The sequence below is a fragment of the Ulvibacter sp. 2305UL32-6 genome (assembly GCF_058148545.1).
The window spans coordinates 121,313-141,675 of record NZ_JBYVKA010000001.1 but is presented as its reverse complement, the minus strand read 5'-3'; the positions used below and the strand labels follow the sequence as shown (position 1 = coordinate 141,675).

The 20,363-nt window shown below is 37.5% G+C and carries 18 protein-coding genes; all 18 read left to right on the top strand.

The window, feature by feature from the left end:
• The first annotated feature begins 2 nt into the window (after positions 1–2).
• The 18 genes from ACY2RU_RS00700 to ACY2RU_RS00615 all read left to right on the top strand — a co-directional run bounded on the left by ACY2RU_RS00700 (position 3) and on the right by ACY2RU_RS00615 (position 20,361).
• The gene (locus ACY2RU_RS00700; protein WP_490136481.1) at positions 3–2,459 is read left to right on the top strand and encodes a polysaccharide biosynthesis tyrosine autokinase; all 2,457 of its coding nucleotides are present in this window, start codon (positions 3–5) and stop codon (positions 2,457–2,459) included.
• A 34-nt stretch (positions 2,460–2,493) separates the two neighbouring features.
• Positions 2,494–3,084 carry a sugar transferase gene (locus ACY2RU_RS00695; RefSeq protein WP_490136480.1) on the top strand — a complete coding sequence of 197 codons (591 nt, stop codon included), beginning with the start codon at positions 2,494–2,496 and terminating at the stop codon, positions 3,082–3,084.
• Between the two features lie 5 nt (positions 3,085–3,089).
• On the top strand, positions 3,090–4,376 hold the full coding sequence (locus ACY2RU_RS00690) for a nucleotide sugar dehydrogenase (RefSeq protein WP_490136479.1): 1,287 nt from the start codon (positions 3,090–3,092) through the stop codon (positions 4,374–4,376).
• Positions 4,376–5,359, top strand: coding sequence for an SDR family oxidoreductase (locus tag ACY2RU_RS00685; RefSeq protein WP_490136478.1), 984 nt, complete (start codon positions 4,376–4,378; stop codon positions 5,357–5,359). The genes ACY2RU_RS00690 and ACY2RU_RS00685 overlap by 1 nt, the downstream gene beginning before the upstream one ends.
• Positions 5,356–6,210 carry an ABC transporter permease gene (locus tag ACY2RU_RS00680; protein ID WP_490136477.1) on the top strand — a complete coding sequence of 285 codons (855 nt, stop codon included), beginning with the start codon at positions 5,356–5,358 and terminating at the stop codon, positions 6,208–6,210. Before ACY2RU_RS00685 ends, ACY2RU_RS00680 begins: the two co-directional genes overlap by 4 nt.
• A gap of 51 nt (positions 6,211–6,261) precedes the next feature.
• Positions 6,262–7,554: an ABC transporter ATP-binding protein gene (locus ACY2RU_RS00675; RefSeq protein ID WP_490136476.1), complete on the top strand. Its 1,293-nt coding sequence runs from the start codon at positions 6,262–6,264 to the stop codon at positions 7,552–7,554.
• Positions 7,544–8,437 (top strand): hypothetical protein, encoded by an 894-nt coding sequence (locus ACY2RU_RS00670; protein WP_490136475.1) that lies wholly within the window; start codon positions 7,544–7,546, stop codon positions 8,435–8,437. Before ACY2RU_RS00675 ends, ACY2RU_RS00670 begins: the two co-directional genes overlap by 11 nt.
• A gap of 37 nt (positions 8,438–8,474) precedes the next feature.
• Positions 8,475–9,467, top strand: coding sequence for an NAD-dependent 4,6-dehydratase LegB (locus ACY2RU_RS00665; RefSeq protein WP_490136474.1), 993 nt, complete (start codon positions 8,475–8,477; stop codon positions 9,465–9,467).
• Positions 9,468–9,527: 60 nt separating this feature from the next.
• Positions 9,528–10,619, top strand: coding sequence for a nucleotidyltransferase family protein (locus ACY2RU_RS00660; protein WP_490136473.1), 1,092 nt, complete (start codon positions 9,528–9,530; stop codon positions 10,617–10,619).
• Positions 10,619–11,887, top strand: a complete 1,269-nt coding sequence (locus ACY2RU_RS00655) for a glycosyltransferase family protein (protein ID WP_490136472.1) — start codon at positions 10,619–10,621, stop codon at positions 11,885–11,887. Before ACY2RU_RS00660 ends, ACY2RU_RS00655 begins: the two co-directional genes overlap by 1 nt.
• A gap of 38 nt (positions 11,888–11,925) precedes the next feature.
• Positions 11,926–12,891 (top strand): glycosyltransferase family 2 protein, encoded by a 966-nt coding sequence (locus ACY2RU_RS00650; RefSeq protein ID WP_490136471.1) that lies wholly within the window; start codon positions 11,926–11,928, stop codon positions 12,889–12,891.
• 39 nt (positions 12,892–12,930) lie between these two features.
• The gene (locus ACY2RU_RS00645) at positions 12,931–13,875 is read left to right on the top strand and encodes a glycosyltransferase family 2 protein (protein WP_490136470.1); all 945 of its coding nucleotides are present in this window, start codon (positions 12,931–12,933) and stop codon (positions 13,873–13,875) included.
• A 186-nt stretch (positions 13,876–14,061) separates the two neighbouring features.
• Positions 14,062–15,222 (top strand): glycosyltransferase family 4 protein, encoded by a 1,161-nt coding sequence (locus ACY2RU_RS00640; RefSeq protein WP_490136469.1) that lies wholly within the window; start codon positions 14,062–14,064, stop codon positions 15,220–15,222.
• A 10-nt stretch (positions 15,223–15,232) separates the two neighbouring features.
• Positions 15,233–16,234 carry a glycosyltransferase family 2 protein gene (locus ACY2RU_RS00635; RefSeq protein ID WP_490136468.1) on the top strand — a complete coding sequence of 334 codons (1,002 nt, stop codon included), beginning with the start codon at positions 15,233–15,235 and terminating at the stop codon, positions 16,232–16,234.
• A gap of 54 nt (positions 16,235–16,288) precedes the next feature.
• Positions 16,289–17,209 carry an NAD-dependent epimerase/dehydratase family protein gene (locus tag ACY2RU_RS00630; protein ID WP_490136467.1) on the top strand — a complete coding sequence of 307 codons (921 nt, stop codon included), beginning with the start codon at positions 16,289–16,291 and terminating at the stop codon, positions 17,207–17,209.
• Between the two features lie 2 nt (positions 17,210–17,211).
• A complete protein-coding gene (locus ACY2RU_RS00625) occupies positions 17,212–18,237 on the top strand; it encodes a glycosyltransferase family A protein (protein ID WP_490136466.1) in 1,026 nt (341 codons plus the stop codon).
• Position 18,238: 1 nt separating this feature from the next.
• A complete protein-coding gene (locus ACY2RU_RS00620; RefSeq protein ID WP_490136465.1) occupies positions 18,239–19,369 on the top strand; it encodes a glycosyltransferase family 4 protein in 1,131 nt (376 codons plus the stop codon).
• Complete coding sequence (locus ACY2RU_RS00615; RefSeq protein ID WP_490136464.1) at positions 19,369–20,361, top strand: N-acetylneuraminate synthase family protein; 993 nt, start codon at positions 19,369–19,371, stop codon at positions 20,359–20,361. The genes ACY2RU_RS00620 and ACY2RU_RS00615 overlap by 1 nt, the downstream gene beginning before the upstream one ends.
• Positions 20,362–20,363: the final 2 nt, after the last annotated feature.

Genomic DNA, 20,363 nt, shown 5'->3' with positions numbered 1-20,363 from the left:
CTATGAGTGAAGATATCGAAACAAATGACGTAGGAACCACTTTTGATTTTAAAGGCTTTCTTTTTAAACTTTTAAGTTATTGGCCTTTAATGGTTATTAGTCTGGCCATTGCTTTTGGAATTGCGTATTATATCAATGTTCGAAAGCAACCTATTTACCGTATGGGGAATATGATCTCGATTAAAGATGATCAAAACCCGTTTTTTACATCCAATACGAGTTTGACATTCAACTGGGGAGGAACTACAGATAAGGTAAATACCGCTGTGATTACACTGAAATCACGTTCTCACAACGAGCGTGTTGTTGAGCGTTTACAGCTATATTTAAACTATAAGAAAGACGGTAAATATCAAAAAGTAGATGCCTATAAGGCCACACCTTTTTTCGTCAAAGTTGATACAACACAGCCCCAAATGCTGGGTCGGGAGATGACGATAACTTTCCGCGATTCAATTACATATATTTTGTCTGCTGAATTTCCAGAAGGAAAAATAGGGCTGCAATATTACACGGGTGAAAAGGAGAAGATCTCCAAATATATGGAGGCTCAAAGCTTCGCCCAAGAATTCAAACTTGGTGATCGTGTATCTTTACCTTTTTTCTCTGCTGTTCTAGTCCCGAATAAAGAGGTTAGGGTAGAGCCAGGAGTTCCCTATTATATCAATTTTATAAATTTTGATTCTGCTGTAAAATCAAATTCCAATGTGGGTATCACTCCTGAAAGTAGAGGGTCCTCTATATTGAAGCTCACTAAAACAGGTCTTAATAAGGCCAAATTAGTAGATTATCTCAATAGCTCGGTATATGTGTTGAGCGAAAATATGTTGGAGCGTAAAAACTTGTTTGCAACTAAAACCATCAGCTTTATAGATAGTAGTTTAGCCATTAAATCTAAAGAATTGCTCGCTGCAGAGAATGAGTTGAATTCTTTTAAAAATAAAAATGAAATTTTTAATCTCGAAACGGAGGGGCAGCAAATTAATACTAAGCTTAACACTTTAGACTCGCAGGAAGAAGCGATCAATCAGCAGCTAAATTATTATAACATTTTAGAAGATTACCTTATAAATAGGCAAGATTATCGCAATGTGCCAGCTCCGTCTGTTTCTGGGATTGGTGAGCCTAGTATTAGTTCTGGGATTGGTCGGATAGTAGATCTGGCGGAAAAACGAAATAATTTACAGTACTCATTCAAAGATGGCGCTCCTGTTTTTGCCGATATTGATAGACAGATTGATGCTGTAAAGGCTGTGTTATTGGAGAATATAAACAGTTCAAAAAGTTTAAAGAGAGGTGAGCTTAAGGAAATTCGGAATAGTATCGCAGAGAACGAAGCTAAGATCAGAAAGTTACCCCGTGAGCAGCAAGATCTTATTAAAATAGAACGGCAGTATAACTTAAGCCAGGGAAGTTATAATTTATTCTTGGCCAAAAAAGGAGAAGCTTCGCTTGTAAAGGCAGCGAATGTTAGTGATGTGCTTTTTATTGACAACGCAAAAGATATTGGCGGAGGACAGGTTGGGCCCAATACACGGCTTAATTATATCATGGCGCTGCTTTATGGGTTTTTATTACCCTTCTTATTTGTGTTCGCTAAGGTGTTCTTTGACACCCGGGTGAGTAGTGTAAAAGATATTGAACGCCTTTCAAAGATCCCCGTCTTAGGTGTGATAGGTAAAAGTTTGTTAGAGAATAATTTAGCTGTTTTAAACAAGCCTAAATCTGCTATTTCAGAATCGTTTAGAGCCTTGCGTTCGAGTCTCCAGTTCATTTATAAAAAACAAAATATTGAAGGAGCCAAAACTGTATTGGTAACCTCGAGTGTGAGTGGAGAAGGTAAAACATTTACTTCCATTAACATCGCTTCGGTTTTTGCTTTGAGTGAAAAGAAAACTATTTTATTAGGTCTGGATCTTCGGAAGCCTAAAATTTTTGGTGATTTTAATGCAAATAACGACTTGGGTATAGTTAATTATTTGATCAATGATGCAAACCTAGATAAGATCATTCAGAAAACACACGTGCCATATTTAGACATTATTACGTCGGGGCCTATTCCACCAAATCCATCAGAGTTGTTGATGAGTGAACGAATGACAGAGCTTATTTCGACTTTAAAAGAAGAATATGACTATATTATTTTAGATTCACCACCTTTAGGTCTTGTAGCGGATGCCTTAGAGCTGCTTAAATTCGCAGATGCTACGCTCTATTTGGTGCGTCAAAATTATACCAAAAAAGGAATGTTTGCCTTGGTAAATGAAAAATATAGAAAGGGAGAGATCAGCAATATTAGTTTTGTACTAAACTTCTTTAACGATAAGGGCAAAGGCTATGGCTACGGGTATGGCTACGGGTATGGTTACGGTTATGGTGCCTACGGAAATGGCTACCACGAAGACGAACCTAAACTAAATCTTTGGGATAAAATAAAACGATATTTTAAGCGAAAGTAACGAGCAATTTTAATTTTTTACGATATTCAACGGTATGCTCACAAAAAGACAACTAGCAATCAAGCGTGTTTTTGATGTATCTATTGTCTTTTTAATGCTTCCATTTGTGATATTTCCACTAATTTTGCTCACGCTGGGAGGATCGCTTAGTACAAGACAGTCCGGAATTTTTAAACAACGGCGTATCGGACAGCTTGGAAAACCGTTTTTCTGTTATAAAATTCGAACCTTAATAGGCGAGAATCATGAGGATATTCATGAAATTGTGAATAGTGAAACGAGATTTGGAGGGTGGCTTCGGAAGACAAAATTGGATGAGCTACCACAGTTGTTCAATGTTTTAAAAGGCGATATGAGCTTGGTAGGTCCAAGACCCGATGTTGCAGGTTATGCAGATGTACTGCAAGGAGTCGATAGAGTAATTCTTACAGTAAAACCAGGAATTACAGGCCCAGCAACCTTGAAGTATCGCAACGAAGATGTATTGCTTCAAGAACAAAATGACCCAAAAGCATACAATGACCAAGTTATTTGGCCTGATAAAATAGCAATAAATAAAGAGTATATAAAAAACTGGAGTGTAACAGAGGATATTAAATTAATAGTTGCTTCCGTATTAAGATAAGTGAAATGAAAGAAAATCCCACCATCGCCATTATTGGTTTGGGTTATGTAGGACTCCCATTAGCAGTAGCATTAGCTGAAAAGTATAAGGTAATAGGCTTCGATATCAATCAGAAGCGTATTGCTGAATTAAAACAAGCAAAAGACCACACCTTAGAGATCACTTCCGAAGAACTTCAGAAAGTATTAGATGGCTCAGGTACGGTTGGTTTGTCGGTTAGTTTTGATGCTTCGGAAATTGCTGAAGCAACCGTCTTTATTGTAACTGTACCAACACCAACAAACAAATACAACCAACCAGTATTAATTCCTTTAGAAAAGGCAAGTGAAACTGTTGGAAATGTACTGAAAAAAGGAGATGTGGTGATCTATGAATCTACCGTATATCCAGGTGTGACCGAAGATGTTTGTGTTCCAATTTTGGAATCGACTAGCGGACTTGCATTTAATACAGACTTTTATGCGGGGTATTCACCTGAACGTATCAACCCGGGAGATAAACAACATACAGTGACCAAGATCCTGAAAGTGACTTCTGGCTCTACACCTGAATCGGCAAAGTATATCGATGAGTTGTACGGAAGCGTGATAACAGCAGGAACGCATTTGGCTCCTTCTATTAAAGTTGCAGAAGCGGCTAAAGTGATAGAAAATTCACAACGTGATATCAATATTGCGTTTGTAAATGAACTTTCAAAAATATTTAGACTTATTGGAATCGATACACAAGATGTGCTGGAAGCAGCAGCGACCAAATGGAACTTTTTAAAGTTTACACCAGGTCTTGTTGGCGGACATTGTATAGGAGTAGATCCATACTATTTAGCTCAAAAAGCACAGGAAGAAGGCTACAATCCAGAGATCATTCTTGCAGGAAGACGTATGAATGACGGTATGGGAAGTTATGTAGCTCACGAAGTTGTAAAATTGATGATCAAAAAGGACGGTAAGGTAAAAGGCGGCAATGTACTTGTACTTGGTGTTACTTTTAAGGAAAACTGTCCGGATATCCGTAATAGTAAGGTTATTGATGTGATCGATGAGTTAAACAATTACAGTATGAATGTAGATGTTTTTGATCCTTGGGCCAGTGCCGATGAAGTGAAACACGAGTTTGGTATTTCACTTATTTCCGAAGAAAAAGAATTAAAAGATCATTACGACGCAATTATTCTAACCGTGGCACATTCGGCTTTCGGTGAATTCAATATAGATACTTATACCTCAGAAACATCTGTAGTATTTGATGTGAAAGCATTTCTTTCAAAAAACAAAATAGACGGTAGATTATAATGTACAAAACAGCTTATCACACAGAAGACATTTCAAATTATAGTTTCTTAGTAACTGGCGGTGCTGGTTTTATAGGTTCAAACTTAGTAAAATATCTATTGAGTTTTGGCGCAAAAAAAGTGCGTGTACTAGATAATTTGGCGACAGGGAGAAAAGAAAATTTAACCGAATTCCACGGAAATCCCGCATTTGAATTTATGAAAGGGGATATTCGAGATTTAGGCACTTGTAAAGCAGCCATGAAAGGGATCGATTTTGTTTCACATCAGGCAGCATTAGGTTCAGTGCCACGATCGATCAATGATCCTATTACCTCAAATGATGTAAACGTTTCAGGTTTTTTGAATATGCTTGTTGCTCAAAACGAAAGTGCTACTGTAAAGCGATTGGTCTTTGCGGCATCTAGCTCAACCTATGGCGATAGCCAATCATTACCAAAACGGGAAAACAACATTGGAAAACCTATTTCGCCGTATGCTGTGACCAAACTGGTCAACGAATTATATGCCGATGTTTTTTATAAGACCTACGGAACTAAAACGATAGGTTTACGTTATTTTAATGTGTTTGGGCCTAAACAGAGTCCGAATGGTGCTTATGCAGCGGTTATTCCATTGTTTATGCAGTCACTAAAGACAGACACAGCTCCAACCATTAATGGTGATGGCGAACAAACACGAGATTTTACATTTGTAGAAAATGCAGTTCAAGCCAATGTACGTTCGTTTTTTGCTCCTGAAGAAGCTGTGAATGAAATTTTTAATGTCGCTTTTGGTGATCGTATAAGCTTAAATACCTTGTGGAGTGAACTTCAAAAAATATCGGGTAAAAAATTAGCTGCCAATTACGGTCCGCCGCGAAAAGGCGATGTACGTGACTCATTGGCTGATATCTCTAAAGCAAGAGAACTTATAGGCTATGATCCATTATTCTCTATTGCAGATGGTTTAAGAGTGACTTGGGACAACTTCGAGCAAGTATGAAAGAAGAAAAATGGTTGTATGAAATTTCGGCAAAACGAAAGCTCATAGATCTTAATTTTAAGGAGATCTGGCGGTACCGTGATTTACTGGTGCTCTTCGTAAAACGGGATATTACAACTGTTTATAAACAAACCATCCTCGGGCCCCTATGGTTTTTAATTCAGCCACTTTTTACTTCCGTAATCTTTACTCTTATATTTAATAATATTGCAAATATTCAAACGGGTGGTGTTCCGCCATTTTTGTTTAATCTTGCTGGCATCACCGCCTGGAATTATTTTAGATCCTGTCTTTCTGAAACATCTACCACATTTACAAAGAACCAGAGCATCTTTGGTAAAGTTTACTTTCCTAGGGCTATTATGCCTTTATCAGTTACGATATCAAACCTATTAAAGTTTGTAATTCAAATATTTATTTTAATCATACTATATATATATTATTCGGCCGCTGGATTTGATATAGCACCGAATAGCTATTTGGCCTTATTCCCTATTTATGTACTAATGATGGCTATACTAGGATTGGGTGCTGGAATGATAATTTCCTCATGGACCACTAAATACCGAGATCTAAATGTTTTGGTTGGCTTCGGAATTCAATTACTGATGTATTTGTCTGCAGTTCCATATCCAATCAGTGAGATCATTAATAAGAAACCTGAATATGCTTGGGTGGTTATCTATAACCCCATGGCTCAAATTGTTGAAGGATTTCGTTTTATGATCTTGGGTCAAGGAACTTTTACTTGGTTTGGATTCTTTTATACCTTAGTTGTTGCAATAACGGTGTTTTTAATAGGCCTTATTGTTTTTAATAGAACCGAAAAGAAATTTATCGATACTGTTTAATATTAAAAAAGGAAAGATTAAAGACGAAAGTTATAAATAAACCAATTCACCATGTCCATTATTTTACAAGTTGAAAACGTAGCAAAACAATACCGTCTGGGCTTGGTAGGTACACGTACTTTGCAGCATGATGTAAAAAGATGGTGGTATAACATCCGAGGAAAGGACGATCCCTTCCTTCAGGTTGGTGCTGTAAATGATCGTAGCTCGAAAGCAAATAGTGAATATGTTTGGGCTCTTCGTGACATCAATTTTGACGTTCAACAAGGAGAAGTGCTGGGTATTATTGGAAAGAATGGTGCAGGAAAATCTACCTTATTAAAAATACTTTCTAGGGTTACCAGTCCCACGACTGGTAGTATTAAATATCGTGGTCGTATCGCATCATTGTTAGAGGTGGGTACAGGCTTTCATCCCGAACTAACAGGAAGAGAAAATATATTTTTAAATGGTGCGATCCTGGGAATGACCAAAGGAGAGATCGCATCAAAAATTGAGGAGATCATATCGTTCTCAGGCTGTGAAATGTATGTTGATACACCTGTAAAACGTTATAGTAGCGGAATGCGTGTAAGATTGGCCTTTGCCGTTGCAGCCCACCTTGAACCAGATATCTTAGTGATCGATGAAGTTTTGGCTGTGGGAGATGCCGAATTTCAGGCGAAGGCTATAGGAAAAATGCAGGATATTAGTAAAAAAGATGGACGCACTGTTCTTTTTGTAAGTCATAATATGGCTGCGGTTAAGAATTTATGCACCCGCGCCATCGTTTTGGAAAATGGCACGATGGCTTTTGAAGGAAATACCGACGAAGCGATCAAATTTTATTTACGAAGTAGTCGAAGTGCCGACGGAGTATCACTATTACATCGAACCGACCGACAAGGGAATGGGAAGATGCTTGTTAAAGATGTACAATTATTTAATAGTGAAGTTGAGCCCATCGCTGAATTGATCTCAGGGAATGAATTACTCATTCGGGTAAGCGTCAAAAAGATTTCGCCTATAAACTATGATAAACTAACCTTTGCCTTTAATTTTAGAGATCATTACGAAAAGAATGTTTTGTCATTTGTTACTGATGAAATGGGCGTGAAATTTAAAGATCTTGAACAACAAGATCACTTTTTTCTTAAAATTCCGAAGTTATACCTAAGAGGCGATCTCTATTATTTACGTGTCGTTATTTTCGAAGGAAGCCCAAGTGGAGAGAATTTGATCGACCGACTTGAAAATGCCGTAAAAGTTACAGTTCTACCAGGTGATATATGGAACACAGGTGTTGTTAATAGAGGAGGTAGTAGCGCAGTGATTCCAGCCGAATGCTTTTTTAATGAAGCTTAAAAAAAACATAAAAAGATATATAGTTAACCGCACCGCTGGTTATCTGCTAAAAGGAGTTGATGCTGTTGTTATAGTCAGTACCGGACGTACGGGCACCCAGTTTTTTGAAGGCTTTTATCGTCAAGTAGATCCCAATGCTTTTGTATTTCACGAACCCAATCCAGATTTTTTTGAAGTAAGCCTAAAAAAGATCAGAGAAAAGCAACCATCAGCTACCATTACCAATGCAATTATTAGTGCGCGTGGCTCATTACTATGGAGCATTAAGAATTTGATCAAAAGAATTTCCGGCAAACCAATCACTTTTATAGAGTCAAACCCCTTTATCTATCCTCTTCTTGATCATTATGATTCGGTTTTTAGATCTGTAAAAATGGTCTACATTACACGAGATTATAAAACTTATCTTTTATCAGCTTATAATAAAGATCCGCAGAGCGACGGAAATAATAATTTTTATGGCGATTCAGATCTTCGGAAGCGACTCACTGCAGTCGATTTTAATGAAATGTCACAGCAACAATGGGATGAACTCCCGCGAATACAGCGAATTGCTTGGTATTGGAATACATGCAATAGCGTACTGTTAACAAGATTGCAATCCACTAAAGAGCAGTCAATACACTTAACTTTTGAAGATCTATTTGAAAAGTCGTCCAAAATCCAAGAAGACACAATTGCTTCTTTATTGAGTTTAACACATCCGAGATACAACTTTAAAGAAAATAAGGATGCTTTGCTTAAACGACTTTCAACAAAGAAAAATGCCAGTGATAAACTAAGCACAGAGAGAACTTTCAATGATTTTGATCCAGAGACACAATTACATGTTCAAAAGCTGGTAGCGCCAATGAAAGATGCCTTAAAATATGGCGCGAATTGATATCTTTGGAAGAGATAATAGAAAAACAACGAAAAGTATGAGCCAGAAAAAAGTACTCGTCACAGGAGCCGATGGTTTTATAGGATCGCACCTAACCGAATATCTTGTTGAAAAGGGCTATCAGGTAAAGGCGTTTTGTTATTATAACTCCTTTAATTCCTGGGGGTGGCTCGATACGCTTCCGAAGAAAATATTAGACCAAATTGAGGTTTTTACAGGCGACATCCGAGACCCAAACGGGGTTCGCACTGCTATGCAGGATATTGATGTAGTATATCATTTAGCAGCGCTGATCGCCATTCCGTTTAGCTATCACTCGCCAGACTCATATATTGATACCAACGTAAAAGGAACACTTAATGTATTGCAAGCCGCTCGCGATCAAAACCTTGAACGCCTTATTGTAACTTCTACTTCGGAAGTGTACGGAACTGCGCAATATGTGCCAATTGACGAAAAACACCCAAAACAACCACAATCGCCCTATTCTGCATCAAAAATAGGAGCCGATGCGATTGCAGACTCTTTTTATCGAAGTTTTGAGATGCCAGTCACCATTGTACGGCCATTTAATACCTTTGGTCCAAGACAGTCGGCACGTGCTTTTATTCCTACGATCATCACACAATTACTAAACGGTTTTTCAGAAATAAAACTAGGAGACATCACTCCAACACGTGATTTGCTATATGTTAAGGATACCGCGAGCGCTTTTGAAGCGATCGCAAATACCGAAAGCCTAATTGGTCACGAAGTTAATATCGCAACTAATTCCGAAATATCTATCGGTGATGTAGCTCAAACGCTTATCAGTCAGATAAATCCTGATGCAAAAATAGTTTTAGATAAAGAACGTTTGCGTCCTGAGAAGAGCGAGGTGTTTCGGTTGTTTGGCGATAATGCTAAATTGATGAAGCACACCCAATGGAAACCTAGTTATACATTTGCTGAGGCCTTAGCCGAAACGAGTTCTTGGTTTGCAGATCCTGATAACTTGAAGGCGTATAAAGCAGGTATTTATAACGTGTAAATATCTTTCTTCGGAAGGATCACTCGAAATAATGTAATTTGATTAACTTCGGAAACGTCTATGAAACCAACCTTAGAGCATAAAATTGAGCACCTTTTAATTCAAGAAGATCAGTCTATCACTGAAGCCCTTCGTCAAATGGATGCAGTAGACCGAAAGTTGCTGCTCGTTATCGATGCTTCTAAACAGTACAAAAGTCTGCTAAGTGTTGGTGATATTCAGAGACATCTAATTAAGAATCAAGATTTTCAAGCCAAGGTTTCACAAGTACTTCGATCCAACCTACGAGTAGCTTCTGTAACTCAATCGAAAGCCGAAATACGCAAAGAGATGCTTCGCTTTCGGATGGAGTTTATGCCTGTCTTAGATAAAGATGGCCATCTAGAAGACCTGATCTTGTGGGAAGAGCTCTTTTCAGAAAAACACACAAAGGCCAAAGGAAATCTACAATTGCCTGTGGTTATTATGGCAGGCGGACAAGGAACTCGTTTGCAACCCATTACCAATGTAATTCCCAAGCCTCTTATTCCTATTGGTGAGAAAACCATCGTAGAGCATATTATTGATCGCTTTTTGGAAGCAGGATGTAATACCTTTCATTTTACTGTAAATTATAAAGCCGAAATGATCAAAAGTCATTTTGAAGGTATTATAGATAAAAAGTACACCCTTAATTATTACAAGGAAGAAAAACCAACAGGTACTGCCGGAAGTTTATCATTGTTAAAAGATAAAATTTCGACTCCGTTCTTTGTCTCTAATTGTGACATCTTGGTGGAGCAGGATTATACAGAAGTCTATAAATATCACAAAGAAAACAACAACGAGCTCACTTTAATCGGCGCTTTAAAAAATCATCCTATTCCTTACGGAACCCTACAATTAGACAGTGATGGCTTTCTTCAAGAAATAACAGAGAAACCTGATCTTAATTACTTAGTAAATGCTGGGTTATATATCATAGAACCACATTTGCTGGCTGAAATACCTGAAGATTCATTTTTCCATATTACACAATTAATTGAGCAGATCATCGCTAGAAAAGGTAAAGTAGGGGTCTTCCCGGTGAGTGAAGCTTCTTGGATGGATATTGGCAATTGGGCCGAATACAATGAAACCCTCAAACGTCTAGGTGAAAGTCCGTTTTTATAATGTCCAACAAGCCCATCAAAATAGCATCATTAGGGTTAAGCCAGTCTAATTTTTTAAACCAATTGTACGGTCTTTTAAAAGAAGAGAACCCTAACTTCTCATTTCATGTTGATAGATATCGTGATCTGTCAAATGGTACTATTGTTGAAAACACCTCTGTTTTTGATGAGTATCATGACTTTTCTAAAGAAAAATTTTCAAAGGTCGCGTTACTTTGGACGATGGTTCGGTTATGGTGTATGTCGGTTTTTTGGAAGTATTTGTTTTTTGAACTTGCTAATGCCAAGTCCATCAAAGATGTGCTGATCTCAGTAAAAAATCAAGCCATTTATAAGCATATCGCTGAAAAGATTATATTGCCAATGGGTTTTAAGGTGGTTCATATTCACTTTTGTACTCCCTACAATCTGCGCTATGTACCTTACTTGCAAAATAAAGTGGCTATAGTTTGTAGTTTTTGGGGATCCGATCTCTATCGAAACCTAGGAAAACGAAATAAATTTTATGTTGCTGATGCATTAGAGCGAGCTACGGCTGTGACCATTCAAACTCCTGAAATGGGAACGCATCTCTTTAAAAAATACGGGACAAAATTTAAAGATCATATTGTGTATGCGCAGTTTGCTATAGAAACGAAGATCTATAATTTACTGGATACCTATAAGGAAGATCTTTCGGTCTTGTCAAATTTTAAACGGTCTTGGAATATTCCTGAAGATCATATCGTGGTTACCGTTGGGTATAATGCAAATGAAGCTTTTAAACATATTGAAGTGCTAGATCTAATTCGGACCCTTCCGAAGCAAGAAAAAGACAAGATCACTTGTTTATTGCCATTAACATATTCTAAAGATAAGAGCTATCTCCACAAATTAACAACCTATCTCAATACGGTTGATGATGTGCAAGTGGTATGTATCAATGAGTTTATTTCGCATGAGGACCTAGCCAAATTACGCCATATCACTGATATTCAAATACAGGTTCCTGTAAGTGACGCCCTGAGTGGCTCAGTGACCGAAGTGCTTTATGCAGGTAATGTAGTACTTGCCGGGAGTTGGTTGCCTTATACTATTTTTAAGCGTAGCGGAATTAACTATGAAACGATCGATGCCTTAAATGAATTACCTACCAAACTACAAACAACCATACAACAGTTGTCAGATTTAAAAACGAAAAATCGCGACAATTATAAATATATTAAAGCATCGTTTTTTCCAGAGCACACCATGAAGGCTTGGCATCAATTATATGCTTCGGTCATTTGATTTGCTTCGGAAGTATTGCTATGCTATCTTGCTGAATCATGGAAAAAGAACCATCCATATCGATCATTATTCCTGTCTACAACAGAGTACATCTTGTTGCTGAAACCTTGCGCTCTATTAAGTCGCAATCCTTTACCAACTGGGAATGTATCATTGTTGACGATGGCTCTTCAGATGGCACTCAGGATCTTCTTAAAGCGATTGCGCTTACAGATAAACGATTTACTATTTTAGAGCGACCGTCTCATACAAAAAAAGGGGGTAATACCTGTAGAAATATAGGTTTGGAAGCCGCACAAGGCAATTATATTCAGTTTTTTGATAGTGATGATCTTATGCAACCCAATATGTTAGAGCGCAAGATCCAACTTCTAGAGCAAGGAGATTTTGATTATGTGATCTCTAAAACGGCCAATTTTGAAGATCCAGATCCAAATAAGATCATTAGTAATAATGAAGGTTACTATAAATTTCACGGTATTGCCATCACACATTTTAACTATGTGGACCAAAAGATTAATTGGCTTACCCCAGATTTCCTTGGAAAGCGAAAGTTAATAGGTGATTTACGGTTTAACTCATTGCTACCTTCCGGCCAGGAATATAACTTCTATTGTAAAGTAACAGCACGGTCTGTAAAGGCAGGTGTTTTGGATGAATTTACTACACTTAGGCGGATTCATTCTGGATCTATAAGATCACAATTAAACGAAGACACCGAACGTCTATGGCGAGAACGCGTTATTTTGAGGAGAGAAACTTATAAGGAGCTCAGACTGTTAGGGAATAAGAAGGTTGAACGTACATTATTCAATGCTTGGCTAATTTCTACCTTGGATATAAAAATCTCCGCAAAAGATCTTATCTATATAACTTCAAAATTATTTTTACAAGGACGCTTTAAACTCTTATTCTATTTTAAAATCTATCATTTTACTAAACTTCTGACAGGTAAAGGTCATTATTTCAGAAAGAAAATACGAAATTGCTTATCTAGAGCTTGATTGTTGTCTTATTTTAATAAAATTTACATTTAATATATTTTGAACCCACTTGTTTCCATTATCATACCAACATTTAATCGTACAAGTTTACTATTGGAAACTCTTGATAGTATTAAAGCACAAACTTATACTAATTGGGAATGTATTATGGTCGACGACGGTTCTGAATACGATCTGATAGAAAAAGTTAATAGATATATCGTAAGTGATGCTCGTTTTCGTTTTATTGAGCGACCCCAAAGTGTGCCGAAGGGAGGTAATTTTTGTCGAAATTTCGGATATAAATTTTCTAAGGGAGATTTAATACAATGGTTTGATAGTGATGATTTGTTTTTGCCTCAATCTATTGAAGAGAAGGTTAATGCGATGAAGCAGGAGGATGATTATGGAATTTGTGCAATTGAACTTTTTAGAGGAAGTTCAAAAAACGTTGAAAAGATTTATAATAATAAGCCTTCAAACAATCTAATAAATGCGTTTCTGAGGGATGAATTATTACTAAATATTCCGTCCTTCATTTATAAAAGAGCAACTGTCGATTCTTTTTGTTTTTCAGATACATTGACACGAGCTCAGGATTTAGATTTTGTATTTCGGGTGATTACACAACCTAATATCCAAGGTAGTTGGATTTCAAAATCATTGGTGCTAGTTCGCTTGCATGAAAATAGTATTACAAAGCGCTTTCAGCAATTCAAAGATGAGGATTTAAGGTCAGAAATCTTCGTTAGGAAATCAATATTAGAATATACAGCCAAGAATCAACCTTCTGGAGTTAATATGGCCTTGGCGAAATATCTAAATTTAATTAAACAATTGCTTAAACTTAGAAGACTTGATTGGTTTTTTCAAAGTCTTTCCGAATGTCCAAAACTTACCTATGGTTTACGGTTAAAGTTGCGTTCTGTTGCTTTTATTTACCATCATTTCGGAAAAGGTTTGAATACATACAGTAAAATTGTTCGCGCCTATACAAAAGATTAATTTTGAGTGTTGTTCCGTCGCTTGTGTTTTTTTGTATTTCCTAAATAAATGAAATTTTGAGCTTACTATTATGAAAAAATCGTTGATGATTCTCGATTAACTTTATTAAAATACACCATTTTTATTGTCATTAGAGATAGCTTTGTATTTCATTATCCTGAAGTTATTATCTTTGAAATAACGCACATGAAGGCAAAAAAAAAAATACTTATTACTGGTTTGTTAGGCGCTTATGGAGGCCGTGAACTAGAAGCCGCATTCATTGCGAAAACATTCGAAAAGAAATACGAGGTAGCACTTTTATCTACCGTGAATGTGCATCCTGATTCAGATATCTATGCGTTTGGTTTTAAAGGGAAGGTTGATTCGCTTAATGAATTGGTGTATAAGGAGAGTTTTTGGGTGCGAACGCTCACAAAATTAATGTACGCTTTTCGAAAAAAAATACGGGCAAACCACTATCATATTTCCAATAAGTTAACCCAACGGTTTATAGATCTTGACGCAGTTAAACATCGTGTCATTAAAAACCATATAACATCTTTTGATGCCATTATCATTTGTGCGCAATTGCATTCGCAGCAAATCAAAACCTTAGCCTTAAGCGCCGAAGAAGCGCAAATTCCTACTATTTTTAGAACCACAGGTACTATAGATCTTGACGCAGTAAAGCAACCAGAATGGTTAGAGCATATAACTTACTTTATTCATCATTCTGAAACCAATGCCGCCCATTTAAGGCATCTTAAAAATCCGTTTTATAGTGTTATTGATCAGTGTGCATTCTTAGAAGCTAAGTTGCTCAAACTACCGTTGGTTTCAGAAAGGATCACCTCGTTTTTATGTCTGGGAAGATTAGATGAAAATAAAAATATTGCAAGCGTTATAGAGGCTTTTCAAAAGATCGAAGGGCCAAATCTACGATTGAGTATCGTTGGAAACGGTCATGAAAAAAAGAAATTGCACGAAATGGCTTCAACCGATAATCGTATTACTTTTAAAGCCAATATAAAACATGATGCTATTGTTGATTGCTATGGAGACCACGATTGTCTCATTATTGCATCACATCAGGAAAGCGGACCTTTAACCGCTATTGAAGCCATGGCAGCAGGACGGGTAATCATTAGCACACAGGTTGGCGCTATGCCTGCACGTTTGCCAGATCATCCTTTTTGGTTTGATGGTACTTCGGAAAGCTTGCAGTTGGTAATGGAAAAAGCAATGCAACAAACGCCAGAGCAGATAAAAACTTTAGCGCGTAAGGGTAGAGAACGATATCGATCTAGTTTTTCTGAAGCAGAAATAAAAAAACAGTATGTAGCGGTGCTCGAATCATTCGTTTAACTTTGTGTCTATGCAAAAAGGGCTTATTTCGATTATAATTCCAACTTTCAATCGTGCAGATCTGCTAGGCGAGACTTTAGACAGTTTTATAGGGCAAACCTTTACTAATTGGGAGTGTCTTGTGGTTGATGATGGCTCTACTGATGGTACGCAGGATATTATTAAAACCTATGTCCAAAAAGATAGTCGGTTTCAATTTTTACAACGTCCAGAAGATCGCGTAAAGGGCGCTAATGCTTGTCGGAATTTTGGCTTTGAGCAAAGTAATGGAGAGTTTATAAATTGGTTTGATAGCGATGATATTGCTGCGCCTAATTTCCTTTCAGAAAAAATAAAACTCTTAGAGAATGATGAATCACTTGACATGGCTGCTGGTTTTGGAGAGGTCTTTTATACAGACGGACGACCCAATCTAAATGTTTGTCCGGTAGACGATCATACCAACAATGAGGTTGAAAATTATATTTTACACGACTTTTGTTTTTATACCAATTCTCCCTTATGGCGAAAAAGCTATTTGCTGGCGAAAAATGAATTTTTTGATGAATACCTTCACCGTGGGCAAGAAAAGGATCTGCATTTTAGACTTGTTGTCAAAGGCATTCGGTTTAAGCGCTTTAAAGATTATCCGCTATTTTATAAGCGAGGCGATAACGAAAGTATTTCTACGCAAGCAGGTTCTAGCCTAAATGCGAAGAAATCGGTTTTTGACTTTCGGGAAAAGCAATTTCTTATTCTGGAAAAGATAGATAATCCTTCCAAAGAAAAATTGATAGAATATTTATTTTATAGACAGGCAGCGTTGTATTACGATATGGTTCAAAGTGCGTCTCCTTCAGAAAAGAATCAAATTATAAAAGTCTACTTTCCGAAGTTGGAGTATATGCTGCGGGTAACACATCTTGCTCCAAAGTATAAAAGAAGTATTAACTTCGGAAATTTGATGCTGAAATTGCTCGGAAAAGGATATAAATTCTTCTATTTTCCTCATTTTGATTACAGAAGTTTTTAAATTGCAGTGTCAAGGGTGCAAGACACCCTTAGCAACTAACCAAATTAAGACCATATGAAAATACTGATCACGGGAGGTGCAGGAAACATAGGAAGTTCCATGGCCACAGCGCTCCAACGTAATCCAAATAACCAAATAGTCATTGCCGATAACCTACTTACAGGCAGTATTTCTAAGATCCCTCAAGCTGATAATATTCTTTTTGTAAAGGCCGACGTCAATGATTTTAATGACATCGCCTCTATTTTTTATACGCACCGCTTTGATTATGTCTTTCATTTTGCTGCGGTGGTAGGCGTAAAGCGCACTCTTGACAATCCGTTGTGGGTTTTAAACGACATCAAAGGATTCGAAAACATTCTCAATCTCTCTAAGAATACAAGCGTTAAAAAGGTATACTTTTCGTCTTCTTCGGAAGTGTATGGAGAGCCTTTTGAAATTCCGCAGAATGAACACACCACACCGCTTAACTCAAAATTGCCTTATGCTATTGTAAAGAATGTGGGTGAGTCGTTTTTAAAATCATACCACGACGAATTCGGACTTGATTATACGATCTTTCGCTTTTTTAATACCTATGGGCCTAATCAGAGTGAAGATTTTGTGATCCCAAAGTTTATTCAAGCTGCCCTAAATAACGAAGATATTACCATTTACGGTGATGGGAGTCAGACGCGAACTTTCTGCTATATTGACGATAACATCGACACCTTGCTAAAGATTCATGAAGGCAATTTGGTAAATAATGACGTGATTAATATTGGTAACGATGAGGAGATGTCGATTTTACAACTTGCGCATTTGGTCGTTGAGCTTTGTGATAGCAATTCTAATATTATTCACTTACCTGCTCTAAAGGAAGGCGACATGACCCGCCGATGCCCTGATATTCATAAAATGAAAGAAATTCTTAGTCGTGACCTGCTCACGGCAAAACAAGGAATTAACAAATATATTAATCATTTAAAAAAGTAAGGATGCGCATTGGAACCCATCCTGAGAAATCCAATCACACCCTAGAAACAGATGCCTATCATCGCATCGTGATTCCTGTATATATTCCAAATTTAACGGAAGCCTACTTTAAAGATGGGCTCGCAATACTACGCTACTGTTTGGATAGTCTCTTAAAAACTATTCATGAGAAGACACGTGTTACCTTAATTAATAATGCGAGTTGTCCTGAGGTAAAGACTTATCTAGAAGCTGTTTATAAGGCCAATGAGGCGATCGATCAACTGTTTCATAGTGATATTAACCTAGGAAAGGTAAATGCTATCTACAGTGCAGTAAAGAGTAATTTGGAGCCTTTGATCACCATTAGTGATGCCGATGTGTTTTTTAAGGCTAATTGGCAAAAGGAAGTAGAACAGGTATTTGTAGATTTTCCGAAAGCTGGTATGGTATCACCCGTTCCGAGTAGTTTGGCGTACAATACAGATTTTGTTCGTTCTACATTTTACTACGGATTCAAACGCGGAATACTCAGATTTAAGTCGGTTAAAGATCAAAACGGACTAATAAAATTTGAAGATAGCATAGGAAGAAAATTATACAATAAAGCGCATCTCGACAAATATCTGACCCTATCTACAAAAGATAAAACGGCCGTTGTTGGCTGTGGTCATTTTGTAGCGACGCTCCGTGCCGAAGTGTTTAGACACGCACCTCCTTATCCTAGCAACGCTAAAATTGTGGGGGGCAGCGAAAATAAATACTTCGATATTCCAAATAACGAAGGCGGATACCTACGGTTGGCGACCCATGGAAATTACGCGTATCATTTAGGAAATGAGGTTGAACCATGGATGGATACCGAGATGGAAGCACTTAATACTTCCGAAGAAAAACCAGCTGTCAATACCAAACTTCGCTTTGAAGTTGCCGGAATTTCACAAACAGGTAGAGCCCTTGGCAAAGTCCTTTTTCGTATCCTCGTACGCGTGGGTCCCATAAAAAGATGGTACTTTAGCTTGTTGGGCATGAAAGACAAAACCTACTAGTATGAATGCTATTAAAACTATTTTACTGATCCAATATCCTATGCCGCTTAAGCGTATTGCGAGTTGGACCAATATGTACAATTATTATCTTCGGGAAAATAAACACACTTTCAATTATATTGTCTGCCCGAAAGATGATGAAAAGGCGCCGGGAGCCACCTACGCCTATGTTGAAGAACCTTCACTTCAAACCAAAGTACAGCAAAAAATAGATTACAAAACTCGCTTTAATCGCTACTTTAAGGCACTAGATTCGGTGATCGAGCCCAATACCAAATACATTATTCATATCATTGATAATAGTGGTATTGTAGCACCTTTAAATGCGCATATAGAATCGAAGTACAATAGAAAAGATTTTTATGTTCAGTATTACTATCAGGGATTTGACGTGATGTTTGATGGGGAAAAAGCAGAAAACTTCCTCTCGGGTATAGACGAAATGTTTTTCCTCACCAAAATGTCCTATCAGCGTTATAAGGAATATTACTATGAGCTTACTTTTCGCGCAGGGGTAATGCACAATACCACCAACTCAAAGTTATTTTTTAAGGTGTCTTCTTCGGAAAAGGAACAATTAAAAAAGCAGATGGGCATCACAGCGAAAACGGTTTTTTTATGGTGCTCTCAGGATCGCCCGAAAAAAGGTCTTCATATCATTTTAGACGTTTGGAAACGTATATACAATGGCGACCCCAACGAAATGCAATTGCTTATCGTAGGAACTAAAAACAAAATTGAGCAAGACGGACTCACCTGGATAGGGCGTGTGCCAAATGCCGAATTACCAAAATATTATCAGATCTCAGATTTCTATCTTTTTTCAACGCTTTGTAAGGAAGGCTTCGGAATTGTACTCGCAGAAGCACTTAAATGTGGCTGCTATTGTATCGCTTCAAATCAAGGCGGTGTACCCGAAGTACTTGATCACGGGAACTACGGAAAGATCATAGAAAACCCTAATTTTATTGACGAATGGGTTGAGGTGATCAAAGAAAGTATGATGGAGTTAGAGCAAAATAACGGTGTGAATCCGTTTTATCGTGAAGATTTCGATAAACTATATGATCTAGACGATTGGTGTGATAAAATGAACGCCAAAATAGAAGATGCTAAATTTAATTTACGCTAATGTTAACCATTGCTGAAATAGGACAAGCACATAACGGTAGTTATGCCAAATTGCTCGAATATATCGACGCTGTGGCAAAAACAGGCGTAAAAGCGATCAAGTTTCAAACCCATATTGCAGAAGCCGAAAGTAGTATTTATGAGCCGTTTCGCGTAAAGTTTTCTGATGATGCCACTCGTTTTGACTATTGGAAGCGCATGGAATTTACACAGCAACAATGGATCGAGATCGGTGAGCGCTGTAAAAAACTCGGACTCCTATTTATAAGTAGTCCGTTTAGCAACAAAGCCGTCGATGTACTTGAAAAAGCTGGCGTTGAACAATATAAAATAGGGAGCGGAGAAGTCACTAATTTCTTATTGCTGAAAAAGGTGATCGCCACAACTAAACCTATTATTATTTCTAGTGGAATGAGTTCATTAGCAGAATTGGACGCTACTGTTTCCTTTCTGAAAAAAAACAAGGCAAGCTTTAGCATTTTACAATGTACCACCAGCTATCCAACACAACCAAAAGACTATGGGCTTAACGTGATCGGCGTTCTGAAAGAGCGTTATAAAATACCCATTGGCTTTTCGGATCATTCGGCAGATATCGCTACAGGTATTGCTGCGGTTACTTTAGGTGCAGAAATTTTAGAATTTCACGTGGTCTTCAGTAAAGAAGATTTTGGGCCTGATGTTACATCTTCGTTGACGATGGAAGAAACAACCGCCTTGATCGATAGTGTTGAGCGTATTTCCGAAGCTATAGAAAATCCAATAGATAAATCTGATAACAGCCGTTTTACAGACCTAAAGAATATTTTCGAAAAATCACTCGCTGTCAATAAAGATCTACCTGCAGGGCATATACTAAGCTTTGAGGATCTGGAAGGGAAAAAACCGAAAGGCTATGGATTGGATGCTTCAACATTTGAAGCGGTTATAGGGAGGAAACTCACGCGAAGTATGAAGCAATGGGACTTTTTAAATGAACAAGATATCACCTGATT

What these genes read in the sequence shown, in the direction of transcription:
- ACY2RU_RS00700 (WP_490136481.1), top strand. Translation starts at nt 3, where the DNA reads ATGAGTGAAGATATCGAAACAAATGACGTAGGAACCACTTTTGATTTT.
- ACY2RU_RS00695 (WP_490136480.1), top strand. Translation starts at nt 2,494, where the DNA reads ATGCTCACAAAAAGACAACTAGCAATCAAGCGTGTTTTTGATGTATCT.
- ACY2RU_RS00690 (WP_490136479.1), top strand. Translation starts at nt 3,090, where the DNA reads ATGAAAGAAAATCCCACCATCGCCATTATTGGTTTGGGTTATGTAGGA.
- ACY2RU_RS00685 (WP_490136478.1), top strand. Translation starts at nt 4,376, where the DNA reads ATGTACAAAACAGCTTATCACACAGAAGACATTTCAAATTATAGTTTC.
- ACY2RU_RS00680 (WP_490136477.1), top strand. Translation starts at nt 5,356, where the DNA reads ATGAAAGAAGAAAAATGGTTGTATGAAATTTCGGCAAAACGAAAGCTC.
- ACY2RU_RS00675 (WP_490136476.1), top strand. Translation starts at nt 6,262, where the DNA reads ATGTCCATTATTTTACAAGTTGAAAACGTAGCAAAACAATACCGTCTG.
- ACY2RU_RS00670 (WP_490136475.1), top strand. Translation starts at nt 7,544, where the DNA reads ATGAAGCTTAAAAAAAACATAAAAAGATATATAGTTAACCGCACCGCT.
- ACY2RU_RS00665 (WP_490136474.1), top strand. Translation starts at nt 8,475, where the DNA reads ATGAGCCAGAAAAAAGTACTCGTCACAGGAGCCGATGGTTTTATAGGA.
- ACY2RU_RS00660 (WP_490136473.1), top strand. Translation starts at nt 9,528, where the DNA reads ATGAAACCAACCTTAGAGCATAAAATTGAGCACCTTTTAATTCAAGAA.
- ACY2RU_RS00655 (WP_490136472.1), top strand. Translation starts at nt 10,619, where the DNA reads ATGTCCAACAAGCCCATCAAAATAGCATCATTAGGGTTAAGCCAGTCT.
- ACY2RU_RS00650 (WP_490136471.1), top strand. Translation starts at nt 11,926, where the DNA reads ATGGAAAAAGAACCATCCATATCGATCATTATTCCTGTCTACAACAGA.
- ACY2RU_RS00640 (WP_490136469.1), top strand. Translation starts at nt 14,062, where the DNA reads ATGAAGGCAAAAAAAAAAATACTTATTACTGGTTTGTTAGGCGCTTAT.
- ACY2RU_RS00635 (WP_490136468.1), top strand. Translation starts at nt 15,233, where the DNA reads ATGCAAAAAGGGCTTATTTCGATTATAATTCCAACTTTCAATCGTGCA.
- ACY2RU_RS00630 (WP_490136467.1), top strand. Translation starts at nt 16,289, where the DNA reads ATGAAAATACTGATCACGGGAGGTGCAGGAAACATAGGAAGTTCCATG.
- ACY2RU_RS00625 (WP_490136466.1), top strand. Translation starts at nt 17,212, where the DNA reads ATGCGCATTGGAACCCATCCTGAGAAATCCAATCACACCCTAGAAACA.
- ACY2RU_RS00620 (WP_490136465.1), top strand. Translation starts at nt 18,239, where the DNA reads ATGAATGCTATTAAAACTATTTTACTGATCCAATATCCTATGCCGCTT.
- ACY2RU_RS00615 (WP_490136464.1), top strand. Translation starts at nt 19,369, where the DNA reads ATGTTAACCATTGCTGAAATAGGACAAGCACATAACGGTAGTTATGCC.